At 56.8% G+C, this 16,964-nt stretch carries 17 protein-coding genes; 7 read left to right on the top strand and 10 right to left on the bottom strand.

Features of this window, described 5'->3' with window-relative positions; all coding sequences use genetic code 11:
• Nucleotides 1-2: 2 nt before the first annotated feature.
• From sufC to iscR, 7 genes are all read right to left on the bottom strand, one after another.
• Nucleotides 3-758, bottom strand: coding sequence for a Fe-S cluster assembly ATPase SufC (gene sufC, locus L0664_RS05645; protein ID WP_235224644.1), 756 nt, complete (start codon nucleotides 756-758; stop codon nucleotides 3-5).
• A gap of 78 nt (nucleotides 759-836) precedes the next feature.
• On the bottom strand, nucleotides 837-1,364 hold the full coding sequence (locus tag L0664_RS05640; RefSeq protein ID WP_235224643.1) for a hypothetical protein: 528 nt from the start codon (nucleotides 1,362-1,364) through the stop codon (nucleotides 837-839).
• Between the two features lie 144 nt (nucleotides 1,365-1,508).
• Nucleotides 1,509-2,324 (bottom strand): polysaccharide pyruvyl transferase family protein, encoded by an 816-nt coding sequence (locus L0664_RS05635; RefSeq protein WP_235224642.1) that lies wholly within the window; start codon nucleotides 2,322-2,324, stop codon nucleotides 1,509-1,511.
• Nucleotides 2,321-2,596, bottom strand: coding sequence for a hypothetical protein (locus L0664_RS05630; protein WP_235224641.1), 276 nt, complete (start codon nucleotides 2,594-2,596; stop codon nucleotides 2,321-2,323). The genes L0664_RS05635 and L0664_RS05630 overlap by 4 nt, the downstream gene beginning before the upstream one ends.
• Nucleotides 2,596-4,119 carry a Fe-S cluster assembly protein SufB gene (gene sufB, locus L0664_RS05625; protein ID WP_235224640.1) on the bottom strand — a complete coding sequence of 508 codons (1,524 nt, stop codon included), beginning with the start codon at nucleotides 4,117-4,119 and terminating at the stop codon, nucleotides 2,596-2,598. Before sufB ends, L0664_RS05630 begins: the two co-directional genes overlap by 1 nt.
• 17 nt (nucleotides 4,120-4,136) lie before the next feature.
• Nucleotides 4,137-5,222, bottom strand: coding sequence for a cysteine desulfurase family protein (locus L0664_RS05620; RefSeq protein ID WP_235224639.1), 1,086 nt, complete (start codon nucleotides 5,220-5,222; stop codon nucleotides 4,137-4,139).
• A 160-nt stretch (nucleotides 5,223-5,382) separates the two neighbouring features.
• Nucleotides 5,383-5,841, bottom strand: a complete 459-nt coding sequence (gene iscR / locus L0664_RS05615) for a Fe-S cluster assembly transcriptional regulator IscR (protein WP_235224638.1) — start codon at nucleotides 5,839-5,841, stop codon at nucleotides 5,383-5,385.
• Between the two features lie 176 nt (nucleotides 5,842-6,017).
• On the opposite strand from iscR, the gene L0664_RS05610 reads away from it, so the two are divergent.
• From L0664_RS05610 to typA, 7 genes are all read left to right on the top strand, one after another.
• Nucleotides 6,018-6,671 (top strand): alpha/beta hydrolase, encoded by a 654-nt coding sequence (locus L0664_RS05610; protein WP_235224637.1) that lies wholly within the window; start codon nucleotides 6,018-6,020, stop codon nucleotides 6,669-6,671.
• The gene (locus L0664_RS05605) at nucleotides 6,671-6,880 is read left to right on the top strand and encodes a hypothetical protein (RefSeq protein ID WP_235224636.1); all 210 of its coding nucleotides are present in this window, start codon (nucleotides 6,671-6,673) and stop codon (nucleotides 6,878-6,880) included. The genes L0664_RS05610 and L0664_RS05605 overlap by 1 nt, the downstream gene beginning before the upstream one ends.
• Before the next feature lie 5 nt (nucleotides 6,881-6,885).
• Nucleotides 6,886-7,323 carry a hypothetical protein gene (locus L0664_RS05600; RefSeq protein ID WP_235224635.1) on the top strand — a complete coding sequence of 146 codons (438 nt, stop codon included), beginning with the start codon at nucleotides 6,886-6,888 and terminating at the stop codon, nucleotides 7,321-7,323.
• Nucleotides 7,324-7,392: 69 nt separating this feature from the next.
• Nucleotides 7,393-8,568 (top strand): HD domain-containing protein, encoded by a 1,176-nt coding sequence (locus tag L0664_RS05595; RefSeq protein ID WP_235224634.1) that lies wholly within the window; start codon nucleotides 7,393-7,395, stop codon nucleotides 8,566-8,568.
• 166 nt (nucleotides 8,569-8,734) lie between these two features.
• Nucleotides 8,735-9,946: an NADP-dependent isocitrate dehydrogenase gene (locus L0664_RS05590; protein WP_235224633.1), complete on the top strand. Its 1,212-nt coding sequence runs from the start codon at nucleotides 8,735-8,737 to the stop codon at nucleotides 9,944-9,946.
• Nucleotides 9,947-10,034: 88 nt separating this feature from the next.
• Nucleotides 10,035-10,664: a YitT family protein gene (locus tag L0664_RS05585; RefSeq protein ID WP_235224632.1), complete on the top strand. Its 630-nt coding sequence runs from the start codon at nucleotides 10,035-10,037 to the stop codon at nucleotides 10,662-10,664.
• 118 nt (nucleotides 10,665-10,782) lie between these two features.
• A complete protein-coding gene (gene typA / locus L0664_RS05580; protein WP_235224631.1) occupies nucleotides 10,783-12,600 on the top strand; it encodes a translational GTPase TypA in 1,818 nt (605 codons plus the stop codon).
• A 75-nt stretch (nucleotides 12,601-12,675) separates the two neighbouring features.
• On the opposite strand, the gene L0664_RS05575 is transcribed toward typA, so the two are convergent.
• The 3 genes from L0664_RS05575 to recA all read right to left on the bottom strand — a co-directional run bounded on the left by L0664_RS05575 (nucleotide 12,676) and on the right by recA (nucleotide 16,850).
• Complete coding sequence (locus L0664_RS05575; protein WP_235224630.1) at nucleotides 12,676-12,957, bottom strand: hypothetical protein; 282 nt, start codon at nucleotides 12,955-12,957, stop codon at nucleotides 12,676-12,678.
• Between the two features lie 34 nt (nucleotides 12,958-12,991).
• Nucleotides 12,992-15,643 carry an alanine--tRNA ligase gene (gene alaS / locus L0664_RS05570; protein ID WP_235224629.1) on the bottom strand — a complete coding sequence of 884 codons (2,652 nt, stop codon included), beginning with the start codon at nucleotides 15,641-15,643 and terminating at the stop codon, nucleotides 12,992-12,994.
• Between the two features lie 127 nt (nucleotides 15,644-15,770).
• A complete protein-coding gene (gene recA, locus L0664_RS05565; protein WP_235224628.1) occupies nucleotides 15,771-16,850 on the bottom strand; it encodes a recombinase RecA in 1,080 nt (359 codons plus the stop codon).
• Nucleotides 16,851-16,964 lie beyond the last annotated feature (114 nt).

Here is a 16,964-nt window from a genome sequence, read left to right as displayed (position 1 = left end):
GCTTAAGCCACCTCTGCCAGAATGTCGGCATAACCGTTGTTTTCGACTTCAATCGCAAGCTCGGGCCCACCGGTTTTCACGATACGACCATCGGCCATAATGTGTACAACGTCCGGCTTGATATGATCCAGAAGGCGTTGATAATGCGTGATAACCAGGAAACCACGGCCTTCGTCGCGCAGCGCGTTCACGCCCTCGGACACCAGTTTCATCGCATCAACATCCAGACCGGAATCTGTTTCATCAAGGATGCACATTTTCGGTTCAAGCATAGCCATTTGCAGGATTTCGTTGCGCTTCTTCTCACCGCCCGAAAAGCCGACATTCACAGGGCGCTTCAACATATCCGCGTCAATCTTCAGCGTCTTCGCCTTCGCGCGGATCACCTTGAGGAACTCACCAGCTGACATTTCGTCTTCGCCGCGCGCCTTGCGCTGTGCGTTCACAGCTGTGCGCAAGAACGTCATGTTGCCCACGCCGGGGATTTCGACAGGGTACTGGAATGCCAAGAACAGGCCAGCGGCGGCGCGTTCTTCGGCCTCCATATCCAGCAACTCTTCGCCCTCAAGCAACGCTGATCCGCCCGTCACCTCATAGCCGCCCTTACCTGACAACACATAAGACAACGTCGATTTACCCGATCCGTTCGGCCCCATGATCGCGTGCACTTTGCCCGGCTCCACTGTCAGGTTCACACCCTTCAGGATTTGCTTGTCTTCTTCTTCAAGTTTGACGTGTAGGTCTTTGATTTCCAGCATTTTATCTTCTTTCCAAGCACAAGCAGAGGGCACGCACGGATGCGGCCCTCGGCAGATTTTCAATTGTAGCGGTATGGGTTAGGTCAGCAAGCTCGCGCTTGCCATCATGTCGGCAATCCAGGACGGCGGATAGAACTGGGCGTAAACCTCGGGCGCAAGCGCCACCAGATCGGCCTCGAAGAACAACGCGCCCAGAAATCCTGTCGCCTGCAACGGCACGGTCTGTTTGGACCGAAGCCCCAGAACAAACATCGCCACGATGCTGATGATCACCGCCAAAGACAGCGACGTTGGCACGTTGCCGATGATCGATGCGGCATCCAGCCCTTTGTCGGCGGCAAATGCCATCGCGGTGTCCAGATAGGTAAAATCGATCCAACGCGCTGCGATCACGCTGACGGCGCCCACGGCCAAAGCCGCCACATACATCAACGGGTTGCGTTTCTTTTGCGTGGATTTCTTCATCATCTTGATCGGCGATTTCCGAAGAAAGCTGCGCTCGTCGCGAAAATCGGCCAAACCCTGCCCCGGAACAGTCCAAGACGTGGTTTTCCCCGAATTGATCTTGTCCATACGTTGCGCAAATGTCGTTGTGCTGACGGCCATGACGTTCGATTCCTCTAAATTCCTCGTTAACATCTACGAGGGACCTGAGGCCGAAATAGGGCAAAGGGCGGGCAGCACCGCGGCGATTGTGGCAAAGCGGACGTACTTTTTCAGCCGTCGCAGTGGTCAGTTGGCACGTCATTGTCACGCGGCCACCTGCTGTTTCAATCCGTTTGGAAAGCTTGCGTATAACGCTTCTTGGGCTGTGGCGATCCCGTCTGCGTAGGGCAGCGCGCCCGTATGGGCATCTGCGGCAACGCTTTCGATTTCGCGTGCCTCAATCGGCATGCCCAGCGCGCGGCCGATGCCAGCGGCGTAATCAAAGAATTTCAGCATCGCGCCGCCGTGGATGCCCTGCGGGTCCAGCCAGGTGTTGGGAATACCGTAGGCGTCCGCTGTCACCAGCCCGTGCAAAGACTGGCTGATGATGTGGGAACACGACGCAATTTCACGCACAACGGCATGGGCATCAGGGTTGCGCACATCGATCAATTTGATGCGCGGGTTGTCGGCGGCGATCTTGGCGAACTTGGGATCGTCAGCGAAATGCATATGCGGGATCAGGCCGACAACGTCATCGCGTTCTGGCCGCTCTCCTAGTGCATCGGCGATCAGCAACCCCGTGTCCCCAAACAAACGATCATCGCGCTGCATCAAGGCGGCTGTAATCGGCCCGCGCAACAGTGCCACACGAACATTCTTCATAAACTTCAGATCAGACAGCCCCGACATCGCGCCCGTGCCCCAGATGAACGGCTTACCGCCCTTCTCGCGCGGCTCTTTCTGGTTGTTCTTGACCATCTTCATCAGCGAGCCCAGCGCGTACATCTCGCACTTATGATGCCCCGCCCACACGACCTCACGCCCGGCGACATGCGCCACAACCGTCTGGCTGATCGCATCACCGAAGTTTTGTTCCTTGTTGTACCAGAACAGGCGCAGGGGGGATTTATAGGTCATTTGCGATCAAGCTCGTCGTCGCCAAACAGCGCGCGGGCAAACTCTGCGTCGTTTTTTGCTTTGTCCGTACGTGCATCATCTTCGCTTTTGGATTTCTCGGCGTGGTCAAGATGGCCGATAATAACCTTGGACAGGCTCCAGCCCAAACCGACACCAATCGCTGTAAAGACCGCAGGCGTGCCACCAAACATCGGAGCCGCCACAAAAGCGCCCAGCGCCGCGCCCGCAAAGGCGCAGCCAATCCCGATCTTATCTTCACGCCGGACGTTCATTAGCCAACAGACCCTTCAAGGCTGATCGCCACCAAGGCCTGTGCTTCCATCGCGAACTCCATCGGTAGCGCTTGCAGCACTTCCTTACAGAACCCGTTGACGACCAGTGCTACGGCCTCTTCCTCGTCCATCCCGCGGGATCGGCAGTAGAACAATTGATCATCATCCACCTTGGATGTCGTCGCCTCATGCTCTACCCGGCTCGAGTTATTCTTCACCTCGATATAGGGCACCGTGTGCGCCCCACACTTGTCGCCAATCAAAAGTGAATCGCACTGGGTATAATTTCGTGAATCCTTCGCGCGCGGGTGCATCGACACAAGCCCGCGATAGGTGTTCTGCGCCTTGCCCGCTGAAATCCCCTTGGACACAATCCGCGATTTGGTGTTCTTGCCCAAGTGCACCATCTTCGTGCCCGTGTCGGCCTGCTGCATGTTGTTGGCAATGGCGATGGAGTAAAACTCACCCTGTGAATCGTCACCGCGCAGAATGCAGGACGGGTATTTCCACGTCACGGCAGACCCGGTTTCGACTTGGGTCCACATCACCTTTGATCGGTGCCCACGGCAATCGGCCCGCTTGGTCACAAAGTTATAGATGCCGCCCTTGCCGTCCTCGTCACCGGGGAACCAGTTCTGCACGGTGGAATATTTGATCTCTGCATCGTCCATCAGGATCAACTCAACACAGGCCGCGTGTAGCTGCGCCACATCCCGCTTGGGCGCAGTGCAGCCTTCAAGATAGGACACATAGGACCCCTCATCCGCGATGATCAACGTGCGCTCAAACTGGCCCGTGTTCTCTGCATTGATGCGGAAATAAGTCGACAGCTCCATCGGGCACTTCACACCCTTGGGGATATAAACAAACGACCCGTCCGAAAACACCGCCGCGTTCAGGCAGGCATAAAAGTTATCCGTCGCAGGGATCACAGTGCCAAGGTACTTTTTCACCAACTCGGGGTGGTCTTTCACCGCCTCAGAAATGGAACAGAAAATCACACCGGCCTTCGCCAGTTCATCCTTGAACGTCGTACCCAGTGATACAGAATCAAACACCGCATCCACAGCCACCTTGCGCGGCGCGTCTGTCAGTTCCTCTGCACCCTCGACACCGGCCAAAATCGCCTGTTCCTTCAACGGAATACCCAGCTTTTCATAAGTGGCCAACAACTTGGGGTCGACCTCATCCAGGGACTTTGGCTTTACGTCAAACGACTTGGGGCGCGCATAGTAATACTGGTCCTGAAAATCGATCTTGGGGTAATCGACCATCGCCCACTCGGGCTCTTCCATCTTCACCCAACGCGCATAGGCCTCAAGACGCCAGTCCAGCATCCATTGGGGCTCTTCGTTCTTGGCCGAAATCAAACGCACGATGTCCTCGGTCAGACCCAGCGGCGCATATTCCATTTCGACATCTGTGTTCCAACCGTGCTTATACGTGCCCGACAGGGCCTGAACCGCCTCAACGGTCTCCTGATCCACACCATCCTTGACGTCTACCTGATCAATCGTGTCCATCTGCTTGCGCCCCTAAATCATGCCGCCCGAAAGCGGTGCTTATTCAATTTGTCAGTCCAGACGTCCACAAACCGTGTCACATCTGTCTCAGTTGTCTGCGGCCCGAGCGACACGCGGATCGCGCTCGCCGCATCGGCCTCATTGTATCCCATGGCCTGCAACACACGGCTGGCCTTAACTTTACCGCTGGAACAGGCTGATCCGGCTGAAATGGCAAAGCCCGCCAGATCCATCACCATCACTTGGCTTTCGCCCTTCCAGCCCGGCGTTAACAAACACGACGTGTTCGCGAGCCGCTGCATCTCTTTCCCGACTAAAATAGTCTCCTTTGACGCAGCCTCAACCCCAGTTTCTAGAATATTTCTAAGTTTCTCGACTTGGTCCCAAACCCCGGCCTCAAGATCACGCATGGCGGCCGCGATGCCGGCACCAAATCCTGCGATCCCGATGATGTTTTCGGTGCCCGACCGGCGGCCCATTTCCTGCCCGCCCCCGACGCTCAGCGGACCAATGTCAAAGTTGTCACGCACGATCAGCGCACCAACCCCCTTGGGTCCGCCAAACTTGTGCCCGGATAGCACGGCCAAATCCGCACCCGACCACGCGAACGAAAACGGAATGCGCCCGACCGCCTGCGTAATATCCAGCAACAACACATCGGCATGCGCAAAGGATCCGGCATCGCGTACAGGCCACCCCTCAGCTGTTTTCTCTGGTGGTTGTGTAATCACCCCCGTCTCGGAATTGGCCAGCCCCATCGCCAACAGGTGGCCGGTGCGTTGATCCATCCATGCCCCGGCGTGATCATGGGCCCACAGCGCATCATGGGCGGTTTCATCCACCAACACGTCCCGCCCGTCCTTGTGCGTCGCCAGAACACTGGCCGCTTCCGTGGCCCCACTGGTAAACACGACTTCGGCCGGATTGCACCCGACAGCCACAGCCACCTGCGCCCGTGCATTTTCCACCAGTGCCGTCGCTGCGCGCCCTTCGCCGTGCACCGAACTGGGATTGCCGACGATATCCATCGCCGCGATCATCGCCTCGCGCGCCTCGGTGCGCAAAGGCGCCGTCGCATTGTGATCCAGATACACCCGTTTCATCACGCGCCGCCGGCCCTCATCTTTGCTTCATAAATATTCTGGGGGGCCCGAAGGGCGGGGCAGCGCCCCTCTTTCTTTGCGCGCGCCAGCGCGCTCCCCCGCCCGCCGCAGGCGCAACCACGCGCGCCGCAGGCGCTGATCGCCAGATCATTCCATCGCATCATTCGTCCACAACCTCGAACAGACTTGGCACCGCAGGACATGGCGCAAGCCCGTTGTCCACAACATCGCTCAACCGCGTCTGATGCAGAAACACGTAAACATGCGCACTCAGGCCTTCCCACAACCGGTTGGTCATGGATTGCGCGCGCGATCCGGATGCACCACCAGATGCACCCGCGCCCGTGTGCATCGCGCTCACCGTCTCATCCACCGCCGCCAGAATTTCGACAACGCGAATGTCGGACGCAGCTTTCGCCAAACGGTATCCACCCCCAGGCCCGCGCACACTTTCAACCAGTTCGGCACGGCGCAATTTCACAAACAACTGCTCCAGATAGGGCAACGAAACGTCCTGACGCTTGGACAATTCCCCAAGGCTCACCAATGTCCCGGCAGGCTGAAGCGCGATATCAGCCAGCGCGACCATCGCGTAGCGCCCTTTTGTACTTAATTTCATGGGTTTCGCCCCCCGCGAACAGCACGGAGGCGTTGACGTGGCCCCAGCACCCTATTAACTCAAGTCAACCGCCGCGCGCCGTGTGCGTCGCGGTTTAGAATCTTTCTAAGGTGCCTGAGCGTTTTCGTCAACAATAGACAGACGCCCAATGCACCCCAGACCAAGAACGGAACCGTATGCCCGAAGTCATCTTCCCCGGACCCGAAGGCCGCCTTGAGGGCCGCTATCATCCCCAAAAAGAAAAAGACGCACCCATCGCCATCGTGCTTCATCCCCACCCGCAGTTCGGCGGGACGATGAACAACAAAGTCGTCTACAACCTGCACTACGCCTTTTATCAGATGGGCTTTACCGTGTTGCGGTTCAACTTTCGCGGCGTCGGCCGCTCTCAGGGTGAATACGACCAAGGTATAGGGGAGCTGTCGGATGCAGCCTCCGCGCTCGACTACCTCCAGTCGATGAACAACAATTCCAAACACTGCTGGGTTGCGGGTTTCAGCTTTGGCGCCTGGATCGGTATGCAGCTTTTGATGCGCCGTCCTGAAATCACGGGCTTCATCTCCGTGTCGCCCCCTGCCAATATGTATGACTTCAGCTTTCTGGCGCCCTGCCCGTCTTCTGGCCTGATCATCAACGGTGCGGCAGATCGTGTGGCACCGCCCGCAGACACCGTGACCCTCGTGAATAAACTGCACGAACAAAAGGGCATCACCATCACCCACGAAGAAGTCCCCAGCGCGGGCCACTTCTTTGAAGATCCCCATATGGATCCCATGATCGGCAGCGTTCAGTCCTACGTCAAACGCCGCCTGACAGAGAACACACGCTAATGGCTTTAACCGAAGACATGGCCGACGAAATCGCACTGCTCGCGCTTGAGGATGAAAAGCGCTCGGGCGATGAAACCATCATCGCCCAAGTCGCCGAAATCCTCGGTGCATCATCCCAAACCCTGCAAGAGGCGTTTCTAACGTCAGTGCGGGTGCGCCGTGCTGAAAAACGTGCGCGCGATATGTTGGCAGCGCGCGCCAAAGGCTAACGACCGTGCAAGAGGCAGATCATATCCTGATCCCGTTGCTCAGTGGCACTCACGCGCTGGCACAAGTCGTTCAGGTTGAGGCCGACAATGCGGTGCTGTTCATCACCCGGCGCCCCCACGTGACGGGCGACAAAACCATCGCGCTTGCGGATGCTGACGTGCTGGCGATTGTTGCTGTGTCCCTTGCAAACCTGCCCGAAAACCACTGGCGCATCATCGGCTATGACGCGATCCCCGATCTGAACCGCACAAAAACCGATTTTGCCAGTGATGATGTCGTGCTGCACGACCCCGCGATTGTCGAAGCCTTCGCAAACGCGATCCACGGTCTCTATCCTTGGGACGGCTTTCCTGATCCGCACTTCTTCACAAACCTTCTGCGCGCACCATCTTCACTGCCAACCCGTGCCCGAATGACAGCAGATCTGCCCAAGCCGTCTTGATCGACCGCCGCGCATCGGTCATCTATGGCGCACCCACTGCAACCTGCCTTTTTGTGTTCAGGACCTTTGATGACAATTCCCACGCCCGCCGACAGGCTCCCCGATCAGCTCGCCTTTCTGGTTGAGGCCGACAAACTGAAATCCATCGTCCGCGCAAACACGCTGGCAGACGGGTCGCGGTTTGAAAATACGGCAGAACACAGCTGGCACGTTTGCCTGTGGGCGCTGGTGTTTGCCGATCAATCCGGCGGGGCCAACATCCCCCGCGTGATCCAGATGCTGTTGGTGCACGACATCGTTGAAATCGACGCGGGCGATCACCCGATCCACCTTGATCACGATATGGACGATGTCACCGCCAAAGAAACCGCCGCGGCCACCCGCATCTTTGGCCTGCTGCCCGCCGATCAGGCCGTGAACTACCGTCTGTTGTGGGAAGAATTCGAAGACGGCAAAACCGCCGACGCCCATTATGCCCGCATGATCGACAAAGCCGCGCCGATGTTTCTGGCCCTGTCCAATCCGGTGCAAACGCAGGTCGATCACGACATTCTGCGCGCCATTCAAGAAACTGGCCGCTTTAGCGATCTGCATGACGACTGGCCCGAACTCTATCAACACGCGTCCAACCTGCTGAACAAACGCCGGCTGATGCCGCTGGAACCTATGGCATCGCGTCTGCGGTTCGTGATGGAAGCGGATCGTTTGAAAACCGTGCTGCGCGGCACCACCCTGAATGATGCATCACGGCATGAAAATTCTGCCGAACATTCGTGGCACATCATGCTGTGGGCGCTGACCTTGGCCGAACATTCCCATGAGGCTGCGAAAATCGATCATGTGCTGTTGATGCTGTTGCTGCATGACATCGTTGAAATCGACGCGGGCGATAATCCGATCCACAGGGATTTTGACGCGGCAGATGTCGAAGAACAGGAACTCGCGGCAGCGGATCGTCTGTTTGGCATGTTGCCACCGGCGCAACGGGATGACTTTCGCGCCATCTGGGAAGAATTCGAAACCGCCAAATCCGTTGATGCGGTTTTCGCCAAATCCATCGACCGCGCCCAACCGCTTATCTGTAATTTGGAATCCGGCGGCGGGTCTTGGCGTGAATACAATGTCACCCGCGCGCAGATCGACAGCCGCGTTGGTGTTAAGGTCAAACGCGGCGCGCCTGCGCTTTGGTTCGCCCTTGCCCCGCGTATCGATGACTGGTTTCTCGCTGAAACAACCGCATCATGACCCATACCAGAACCATACCGGACCCATACCCGACCCATACGCCGTGCCAGCGCCCCTAAGACGGGCCGCACAACAAATATGTATACAATTGCATACAGGGGTTTTCACGGCCCCCACGATGCGCTAACGCTGCACCAAACGCCCTACAGCACAAAGGATTAATCCCATGGATAAGATCAAAGTCGCGAACCCGATCGTCGAAATGGACGGCGATGAAATGACCCGCATCATATGGCAATTTATCAAAGACAAATTGATCCTGCCCTACCTGGATATCGACCTGCTGTATTACGACCTCAGCATGGAAAGCCGCGATGCAACGGATGACCAAATCACCATCGATGCTGCTGTAAAGACACAAGAAATCGGCGTCGCCGTGAAATGCGCGACCATTACACCAGACGAAGCACGCGTCGAAGAATTCGGTCTCAAGAAGATGTGGAAATCCCCCAACGGCACGATCCGCAATATCCTCGGCGGCACCATCTTTCGCGAACCGATCATCTGTTCCAACGTGCCCCGCCTCGTGCCCGGCTGGACCCAGCCGATTGTGATTGGCCGCCACGCATTTGGCGATCAATATCGCGCCGTTGACATGAAATTCCCCGGCCCCGGCAAACTGTCGATGAAATTCGTTGGCGAAGACGGCACCGTCATGGAAGAAGAGGTCTTCGACGCACCGTCCTCGGGCGTCTACATGGGCATGTACAACCTTGATAAGTCTATAGAAGATTTCGCCCGCGCGTCTTTCAACTACGGCCTGAAACGCAACTATCCTGTGTACCTCAGCACCAAAAATACGATCCTGAAACAGTATGACGGCCAGTTCATGCTGATCTTCCAGCGCATCTTTGACGAAGAATTCAAAGACCAGTTTGATGAGGCCGGAATTGAATACCAGCACCGCCTGATTGATGACATGGTCGCATCCGCCATGAAGTGGTCCGGCGGCTATGTTTGGGCCTGTAAAAACTACGATGGCGATGTGCAGTCCGACACTGTCGCGCAGGGCTTTGGATCGCTCGGCCTGATGACGTCGCAACTGATGACACCCGACGGCAAAATCGTGGAATCAGAGGCCGCCCACGGCACCGTCACGCGCCACTATCGCCAGCACCAAAAGGGTGAAGCGACCTCAACCAACTCCATCGCATCAATCTTTGCGTGGACAGGCGGATTGCGCCACCGCGCCAAGCTGGACGAGAATGAAAAGCTGACAAAATTTGCTGAAACATTGGAAAAAGTCATCGTCGATACTGTCGAAAGTGGCTTTATGACCAAGGACTTGGCGCTTCTGGTCGGGCCGGATCAATCCTGGCTGACCACAGAGGGCTTCCTTGAAAAGATCGATGAAAACCTGAACAAAGCGCTCGGGTAATCTAGCCCAGAACATTCAATGCAAGGGCCGCCCGATCGGGTGGCCCTTTTGTCTGGACAGACCACACATCGCCCCATACGTCTGATCCATGGCCAACGCACAAAGCATCCCCCCGAAAAACCGCCCCCGCCGCCATTCGCTGCTGGAAGACGCACAGGGATTGCTCACGGGCACAGGCATGGCCGCATCCGGCCTCGTGATCCTAACGCACCTTGGATTGATCACAGGCCAGACCGCGGGCCTTGCATTGCTGCTGTCCTACGCCACCGGATATTCCTTCGCGTTGATGTTTTTCCTAGTGAACCTGCCATTCTATTGGCTGGGATACATGCGCATCGGCCCAAGGTTTGTGATGAAAACAGTGATCTCGGTCATCCTCGTGTCCGTGTTTTCCATCTATTTTCCGCACCTGATGCAGTTCCAAACGCTGAACCCCTACTACGGCATCGCGCTGTTCGGGGTTCTGACGGGCGCGGGCCTGTTGGCGATCTTTCGCCACGGCGCGTCGTTGGGCGGTGTCGGCATTCTTGCGCTATATATTCAGGACCGCACTGGATTTCGCGCAGGGTTCACCCAGCTGTTGTTTGACGCCTGCATCTTTGTTGCCGCGTTCTTTATCCTTGATGCCCGTGCTGTGCTGCTGTCGATGCTTGGCGCGTTCATCGTGAACATGATCATCACGTTCAATCACCGCAAAGACTGGTACGTTGCGACATAAGCCGCACAGATTCAGACCGCGCCCCCTTTGCTTTTGCACAAGACCACGTTAAGGCCCATCCAACATCTTCCGCGGGCTGCATTTTGCGCCCGCTTTTATGCCTATCTAAGGACATCCAATGGACCTGCGTAACATCGCCATCATCGCCCACGTTGACCACGGCAAAACCACACTTGTGGATGAACTGCTGAAGCAATCGGGCACTTACCGCGACAACCAAGCGACCACTGAGCGCGCGATGGATTCCAACGATCTGGAACGTGAACGTGGTATTACCATTTTCGCAAAACCCACATCCGTGGAATGGAAAGGCACACGTATCAACATTGTGGACACGCCCGGCCACGCCGATTTCGGTGGTGAAGTCGAACGTATCTTGTCCATGGTTGATGGTGTGGTCCTGCTGGTAGACGCCGCCGAGGGCCCGATGCCACAGACAAAATTCGTGACCTCTAAGGCGCTAAAGCTTGGCCTGAAACCAATCGTTGTGATCAACAAAGTCGACAAGCCCGATGGCGAACCAGACCGCGCGTTGGACGAAGTTTTTGATTTGTTCGCCAGCCTTGAGGCCAACGACGAGCAATTGGATTTCCCGCACATGTACGCCTCGGGTCGTTCCGGTTGGGCCGACATGACGCTGGACGGTCCACGCGAAGACCTTCAGGCATTGTTTGAGCTGATCCACAAGCACGTCCCCGCCCCGGCGCAGATCGCCGACAAAGAAAAACCCTTTACGATGCTGGCAACCACGCTGGGCGGTGATCCGTTCCTTGGCCGTTTGCTGACTGGCCGTGTTGAATCCGGCACATTGAAGGCGGGCCAGACGATCAAGGCAATGTCGCGTGACGGCACATTGATCGAAAACTTCCGTTGCACCAAAATCCTCGCGTTTCGCGGGTTGGAGCAAACAGGCATCGACCTTGCCGAAGCAGGTGACATCGTGTCCATCGCGGGTATGGCGAAGGCAACAGTCGCAGACACATTGGCGGAACAATCCGTTGTTGACGCGATCCCTGCACAGCCGATCGATCCACCAACAATTACAGTGACCTTCGGCATCAACGACAGCCCCTTGGCGGGTCGTGACGGCAAAAAAGTACAATCGCGCGTCATCCGTGAACGCCTGATGAAAGAAGCTGAATCCAACGTCGCGATCAAAGTGACCGACACCCCCGGTGGTGACGCGTTCGAGGTTGCTGGCCGAGGTGAACTCCAGATGGGTGTTTTGATCGAAAACATGCGTCGCGAAGGGTTCGAGCTGTCGATTTCCCGCCCGCAGGTGTTGTTCCAAGACATCGACGGTGTGCGCCATGAACCCATCGAAGAAGCCACAATCGACGTGGATGATGAATACTCTGGCGCGGTGATCGAAAAGATCACAGGTGTGCGCAAAGGTGAGCTGGTTGAAATGAAGCCAGCCGGCGCGGGCAAAACCCGCATCATCGCCCACGTGCCATCGCGTGGTTTGATCGGCTATCACGGCGAATTCCTGACAGACACACGCGGCACAGGCGTGATCAACCGCGTGTTCCACGACTGGGCGCCCCACAAAGGCAAAATCCCGGGCCGTCGCGCAGGTGTTCTGATTTCCATGGAAAACGGCACGTCCGTATCGTTTGCTTTGTGGAAACTCGAAGACCGCGGTCGTTTCTTTATCGGCGCGCAGGTTGACGTCTACACCGGTATGATTATCGGTGAGCACAGCCGCGAAAACGATCTTGAAGTGAACCCGTTGAAGGGTAAGCAGCTGACCAACGTGCGCGCGTCCGGTACGGATGAAGCCGTGCGTTTGACCACGCCCATCACCTTGTCCCTGGAAGAGGCGATTGCCTATATCGACGACGATGAGCTGGTCGAAGTCACGCCAAGCGCCGTCCGTCTTCGCAAACGCTACCTTGACCCGCACGAGCGTAAGCGCCACGCGAAGAAAGACTGATAAGGTTCTGAAATAATTGAAAAGCCCTGCCATTTGGCGGGGCTTTTTTATGGATCAAAGGCACCCATTGGCCGGTTACAAAACCAAGAGGACGTAAAATCCGGCCCACCAGACCGCGACCGTCATTCCCAAGACAAGAACGCCTAAAACCATTGTTTCCCACAGGGGGACCGGATCGTTCCATTCCCGTTTCGGCAAGACCGCCGACGCAATCAAAAGCACGGCCAGCAATCCGCCGTACCAGACCATGCCAGTTACGACCAAGAACGGAAAAATATCCCCCAGCGCGAATTTCGCAGCTTCGATGCCGAAAAAGCTCGCCAATGACGACAACAGGGTTTCGATAACCTGTCCCATGGCGCGCCCCCTTTACGTTCGATGCCCCTATCAATCAGGCGATAATTGCCTCAGCCGCAGCAATCGCGGCATCGGCATTTGCCGCGTCTTTGCCGCCACCTTGCGCCATATCAGGGCGGCCACCGCCACCTTTTCCGCCAAGTTCTGCGACAGCCGCGCGCACAAGATCAACGGCGCTGACTTTGTCAGTCAGATCCGCCGTGACACCTGCGGCCACTGCCGCCTTGCCATCCGCATCCGCGATCAACAACACAGCACCGCTGCCCATGGCAGCCTTCATTTCATCGATCATCGCGGGCAAATCCTTGCCCGTGACGCCCTGCATCACCTGCGCTTTGAACGCGACACCGTTCACGACCTTGGCCTCGGGTGCGTCATCCTTCGCACCGCCGCCCATCGCGACCTCTCGGCGCAGTTGCGCCACTTCGTTGGCGAGCGCTTTGCGTTCATCCATCAAGGATTTGACACGTGCGGGCACATCCCCTGCCTGCGCCTTCAACATCAACGCTGTTTCAGCAAGCCGATGATCCTGCGCCTGCAAGTAATCCAACGCGGCCTGACCTGTCAGCGCTTCGATACGGCGCACACCCGCAGAAGACGCTGAATCGCCCAGCGTCACAAATGCACCAATATCGCCCGTCTGGCGCACATGCGTGCCACCGCAAAGTTCAAGCGACCATGTTTGACCGTCTGCACCTTTGCCGGTGTCCGCACGCCCCATGGACACCACGCGCACTTCGTCGCCGTATTTTTCCCCGAACAGCGCCTGCGCACCAATGTCGCGGGCATCATCCGGCGTCATAATCCGCGTTTCAACAGCCGTGTTCTGGCGGATCATGGCGTTGACCTGCTGTTCTACACCGCGCAGTTGATCGGGCGACATCGCGTCGTTGTGGCTGAAATCAAACCGCAATCGGTCCGGCGCGTTCAACGAACCACGCTGTGCCACATGATCCCCCAACGCCTCGCGCAGGGCTTCGTGCAACAGGTGCGTCGCCGAATGGTTTGCGCGAATGTCCGTACGGCGTGCGTGATCCACGCTCAGCTCCGCACCTTGTCCGCGCGATAGCGTGCCTTCGCTCACCTCGGCCATGTGCAAAAACAATCCCGCGACCTTTTTGGTATCAGTGATGCGTGCAACGCCGGTATCTGTTTTCAACAGACCTTCATCCCCGACCTGACCACCGGATTCCGCATAAAACGGAGTCTGGTTCAGGATCAGCGTGACAGTGTCGCCTTGTGTCGCACTGTCGGCCGCGTCAGTGCCGCTCACGATCGCCAACAACTGGCCTTCGGCGGTTTCAGTTTCATACCCGAGGAATTCCGTCACACCGTGCTGATCGGCAAGATCAAACCAGATCGCCGCATCCGCCGCAGCACCTGTACCCGACCACGCCGCGCGTGCCTGTTCTTTTTGCTTGGCCATCGCTGCGTCAAACCCGTCAGTGTCCACGCTGCGCCCCTTTTCGCGCAACGCGTCCTGCGTCAGATCAAGCGGAAAACCGAACGTATCATAGAGCTTAAACGCCGTCGCCCCATCAAGATCGGCGCCCTCGGGCATGTTCACCAGTTCATCATCAAGCAGCTTCAGCCCGCGATCCAGTGTGGTCTTGAATCGCACTTCTTCGTTCAGCAGCGTGTCTTCGATCAAGGTCTGGCCTTGTCCAAGCTCGGGGTAAGCCGCCCCCATTTGTTTTACCAATTCCGGCACAAGACGGTGCATCACGGGGTCCGTTGCACCCAACAGATGCGCATGACGCATTGCACGGCGCATGATCCGGCGCAGCACATATCCGCGCCCCTCATTGGACGGCAACACGCCCTCTGCGATCAGGAAAGACGTTGAACGAAGGTGGTCCGCAATCACGCGGTGATGCACGTTCTGATCCCCGAACGGATCAGTGCTTGTCGCATGGGCAGACGCCTCAATCAGAGCCTTGAACAGGTCGGTGTCGTAGTTGTCATGCCCGCCTTGCAGCAGCGCACCAATGCGTTCCAACCCCATGCCGGTGTCGATGCTTTGCATATCCAGCGGCTTTAGTGTGCCGTCTTCGAACTGTTCGTTCTGCATGAACACGACGTTCCAGATTTCGATGAAACGATCACCGTCTTCGTCCGCCGATCCGGGAGGACCACCCCAGATGTGATCGCCGTGATCATAGAAAATCTCGGTGCACGGGCCACAGGGGCCCGTCGGCCCCATGCGCCAGAAATTGTCGTCCGTTTCGATGCGAATAATGCGATCTTCGGGCACACCGATTTTGCGCCATAGATCGAACGCTTCATCGTCTGTGTGATAGACCGTCGTCAGCAGTTTGGATTTGTCGATGCCGAAATCTTTGGTCAGCAATTCCCACGCGAACGGGATCGCCTCTTTTTTGAAGTAATCCCCAAACGAAAAATTGCCGAGCATTTCAAAAAACGTGTGATGGCGTGCGGTGTAACCGACGTTGTCCAGATCATTGTGCTTACCGCCGGCACGCACGCATTTCTGCGACGACGTCGCGCGCTGATAGTCACCGGATTCAACACCCGTAAAGCGGTTCTTGAACTGCACCATGCCAGAATTGGTGAACATCAGCGTCGGGTCATTGCGCGGCACCAGCGGGCTGGAGGCCACGACCTCGTGTCCCTGACGTTTGTAATAATCAAGGAAGGTCGAACGGATGTCTGACAGGCTGGTCATGGCACTACTTTCAGGCGAATTGATTGCAGCCCATGAAATAGCCGCCACCCTGCCCCAAGTCCACAGTGCCAAACGCAAAAAGGGCGCAAGGTTTCCCCCGCGCCCCAATCGCTATGTTGTTGTGATCTTATTCTTCGAGAAGACCGTCATCGTCACCCATCGGTGCGTCCTCGGATCCGTCAAAATCAAGCCCGTGTGCGGCGCGGATTTTGTCCTCGATCTCGACTGCGAAATGCGGGTTGTCTTTCAAGAAGGTTTTAGCGTTTTCACGGCCCTGCCCGATACGTTCATCCCCATAGGAAAACCACGATCCGGACTTTTCGACGATGCCCGCTTTGACGCCCATATCGATCAGCTCACCCATCTTTGAGATGCCTTCGCCGTACATGATATCGAATTCCACCTGCTTGAACGGCGGTGCTACTTTGTTTTTCACGACTTTGACGCGGGTTGAGTTGCCGACGACTTCGTCGCGATCCTTCAGCGCGCCAATGCGGCGGATATCCAGACGCACGGAGGAATAGAATTTCAGCGCGTTGCCGCCCGTTGTTGTTTCGGGTGATCCAAACATAACGCCGATTTTCATACGGATTTGGTTGATAAACACTACGGTACATTTGGTGCGGGAAATGGACCCTGTCAGTTTGCGCATCGCCTGGGACATCAGGCGGGCATGAACACCAACCGAATGATCCCCCATATCGCCTTCGAGTTCCGATTTCGGCGTCAGGGCCGCTACGGAGTCGACAACAACCATCGACACCGCACCGGAGCGCACCAGCGTGTCCACAATCTCAAGCGCCTGCTCACCCGTGTCGGGCTGCGAAATCAGCAATTCATCAAGGTTAACGCCAAGCTTTTTGGCATAGCTCGGGTCCAGCGCGTGTTCTGCGTCAACGAACGCACAAACGCCGCCTTTTTTCTGCTCTTCCGCGACGCAGTGCAGCGTCAGCGTGGTTTTACCCGACGATTCTGGTCCGTAAATCTCAACGATACGACCCTTTGGGATGCCGCCAATACCAAGCGCGATATCAAGGCCCAAGGACCCAGTTGATGTGCTCTCGACTTCCATGATGGCGTTGCCACCCAGCGTCATAATAGAGCCCTTGCCGAACTGACGTTCGATCTGTGCCAGCGCGGAATCGAGCGCCTTTTGCTTGTCCGCGGATTTCTTGTCACTCATCTGTAAAAGCTCTGCCGTTGCCATGATTTTCGTCCTTATCCCATGCCCGTCAGCGGGCTGCAATTGATGCTTCGTTCACCTCTTGTTCTCATCCTTATGAGATCAAAACAGGAACACTTCAACTAAAATCGTTCATAA

The organism is Octadecabacter dasysiphoniae, from assembly GCF_021532615.1.
Lineage (GTDB): Bacteria > Pseudomonadota > Alphaproteobacteria > Rhodobacterales > Rhodobacteraceae > Octadecabacter > Octadecabacter dasysiphoniae.
This window is presented reverse-complemented; position numbering and strand designations above follow the sequence as displayed.

What these genes read in the sequence shown, in the direction of transcription:
- sufC (WP_235224644.1), bottom strand. Translation starts at nt 758, where the DNA reads ATGCTGGAAATCAAAGACCTACACGTCAAACTTGAAGAAGAAGACAAG.
- L0664_RS05640 (WP_235224643.1), bottom strand. Translation starts at nt 1,364, where the DNA reads ATGGCCGTCAGCACAACGACATTTGCGCAACGTATGGACAAGATCAAT.
- L0664_RS05635 (WP_235224642.1), bottom strand. Translation starts at nt 2,324, where the DNA reads ATGACCTATAAATCCCCCCTGCGCCTGTTCTGGTACAACAAGGAACAA.
- L0664_RS05630 (WP_235224641.1), bottom strand. Translation starts at nt 2,596, where the DNA reads ATGAACGTCCGGCGTGAAGATAAGATCGGGATTGGCTGCGCCTTTGCG.
- sufB (WP_235224640.1), bottom strand. Translation starts at nt 4,119, where the DNA reads ATGGACACGATTGATCAGGTAGACGTCAAGGATGGTGTGGATCAGGAG.
- L0664_RS05620 (WP_235224639.1), bottom strand. Translation starts at nt 5,222, where the DNA reads ATGAAACGGGTGTATCTGGATCACAATGCGACGGCGCCTTTGCGCACC.
- iscR (WP_235224638.1), bottom strand. Translation starts at nt 5,841, where the DNA reads ATGAAATTAAGTACAAAAGGGCGCTACGCGATGGTCGCGCTGGCTGAT.
- L0664_RS05610 (WP_235224637.1), top strand. Translation starts at nt 6,018, where the DNA reads ATGCCCGAAGTCATCTTCCCCGGACCCGAAGGCCGCCTTGAGGGCCGC.
- L0664_RS05605 (WP_235224636.1), top strand. Translation starts at nt 6,671, where the DNA reads ATGGCTTTAACCGAAGACATGGCCGACGAAATCGCACTGCTCGCGCTT.
- L0664_RS05595 (WP_235224634.1), top strand. Translation starts at nt 7,393, where the DNA reads ATGACAATTCCCACGCCCGCCGACAGGCTCCCCGATCAGCTCGCCTTT.
- L0664_RS05590 (WP_235224633.1), top strand. Translation starts at nt 8,735, where the DNA reads ATGGATAAGATCAAAGTCGCGAACCCGATCGTCGAAATGGACGGCGAT.
- L0664_RS05585 (WP_235224632.1), top strand. Translation starts at nt 10,035, where the DNA reads ATGGCCAACGCACAAAGCATCCCCCCGAAAAACCGCCCCCGCCGCCAT.
- typA (WP_235224631.1), top strand. Translation starts at nt 10,783, where the DNA reads ATGGACCTGCGTAACATCGCCATCATCGCCCACGTTGACCACGGCAAA.
- L0664_RS05575 (WP_235224630.1), bottom strand. Translation starts at nt 12,957, where the DNA reads ATGGGACAGGTTATCGAAACCCTGTTGTCGTCATTGGCGAGCTTTTTC.
- alaS (WP_235224629.1), bottom strand. Translation starts at nt 15,643, where the DNA reads ATGACCAGCCTGTCAGACATCCGTTCGACCTTCCTTGATTATTACAAA.
- recA (WP_235224628.1), bottom strand. Translation starts at nt 16,850, where the DNA reads ATGGCAACGGCAGAGCTTTTACAGATGAGTGACAAGAAATCCGCGGAC.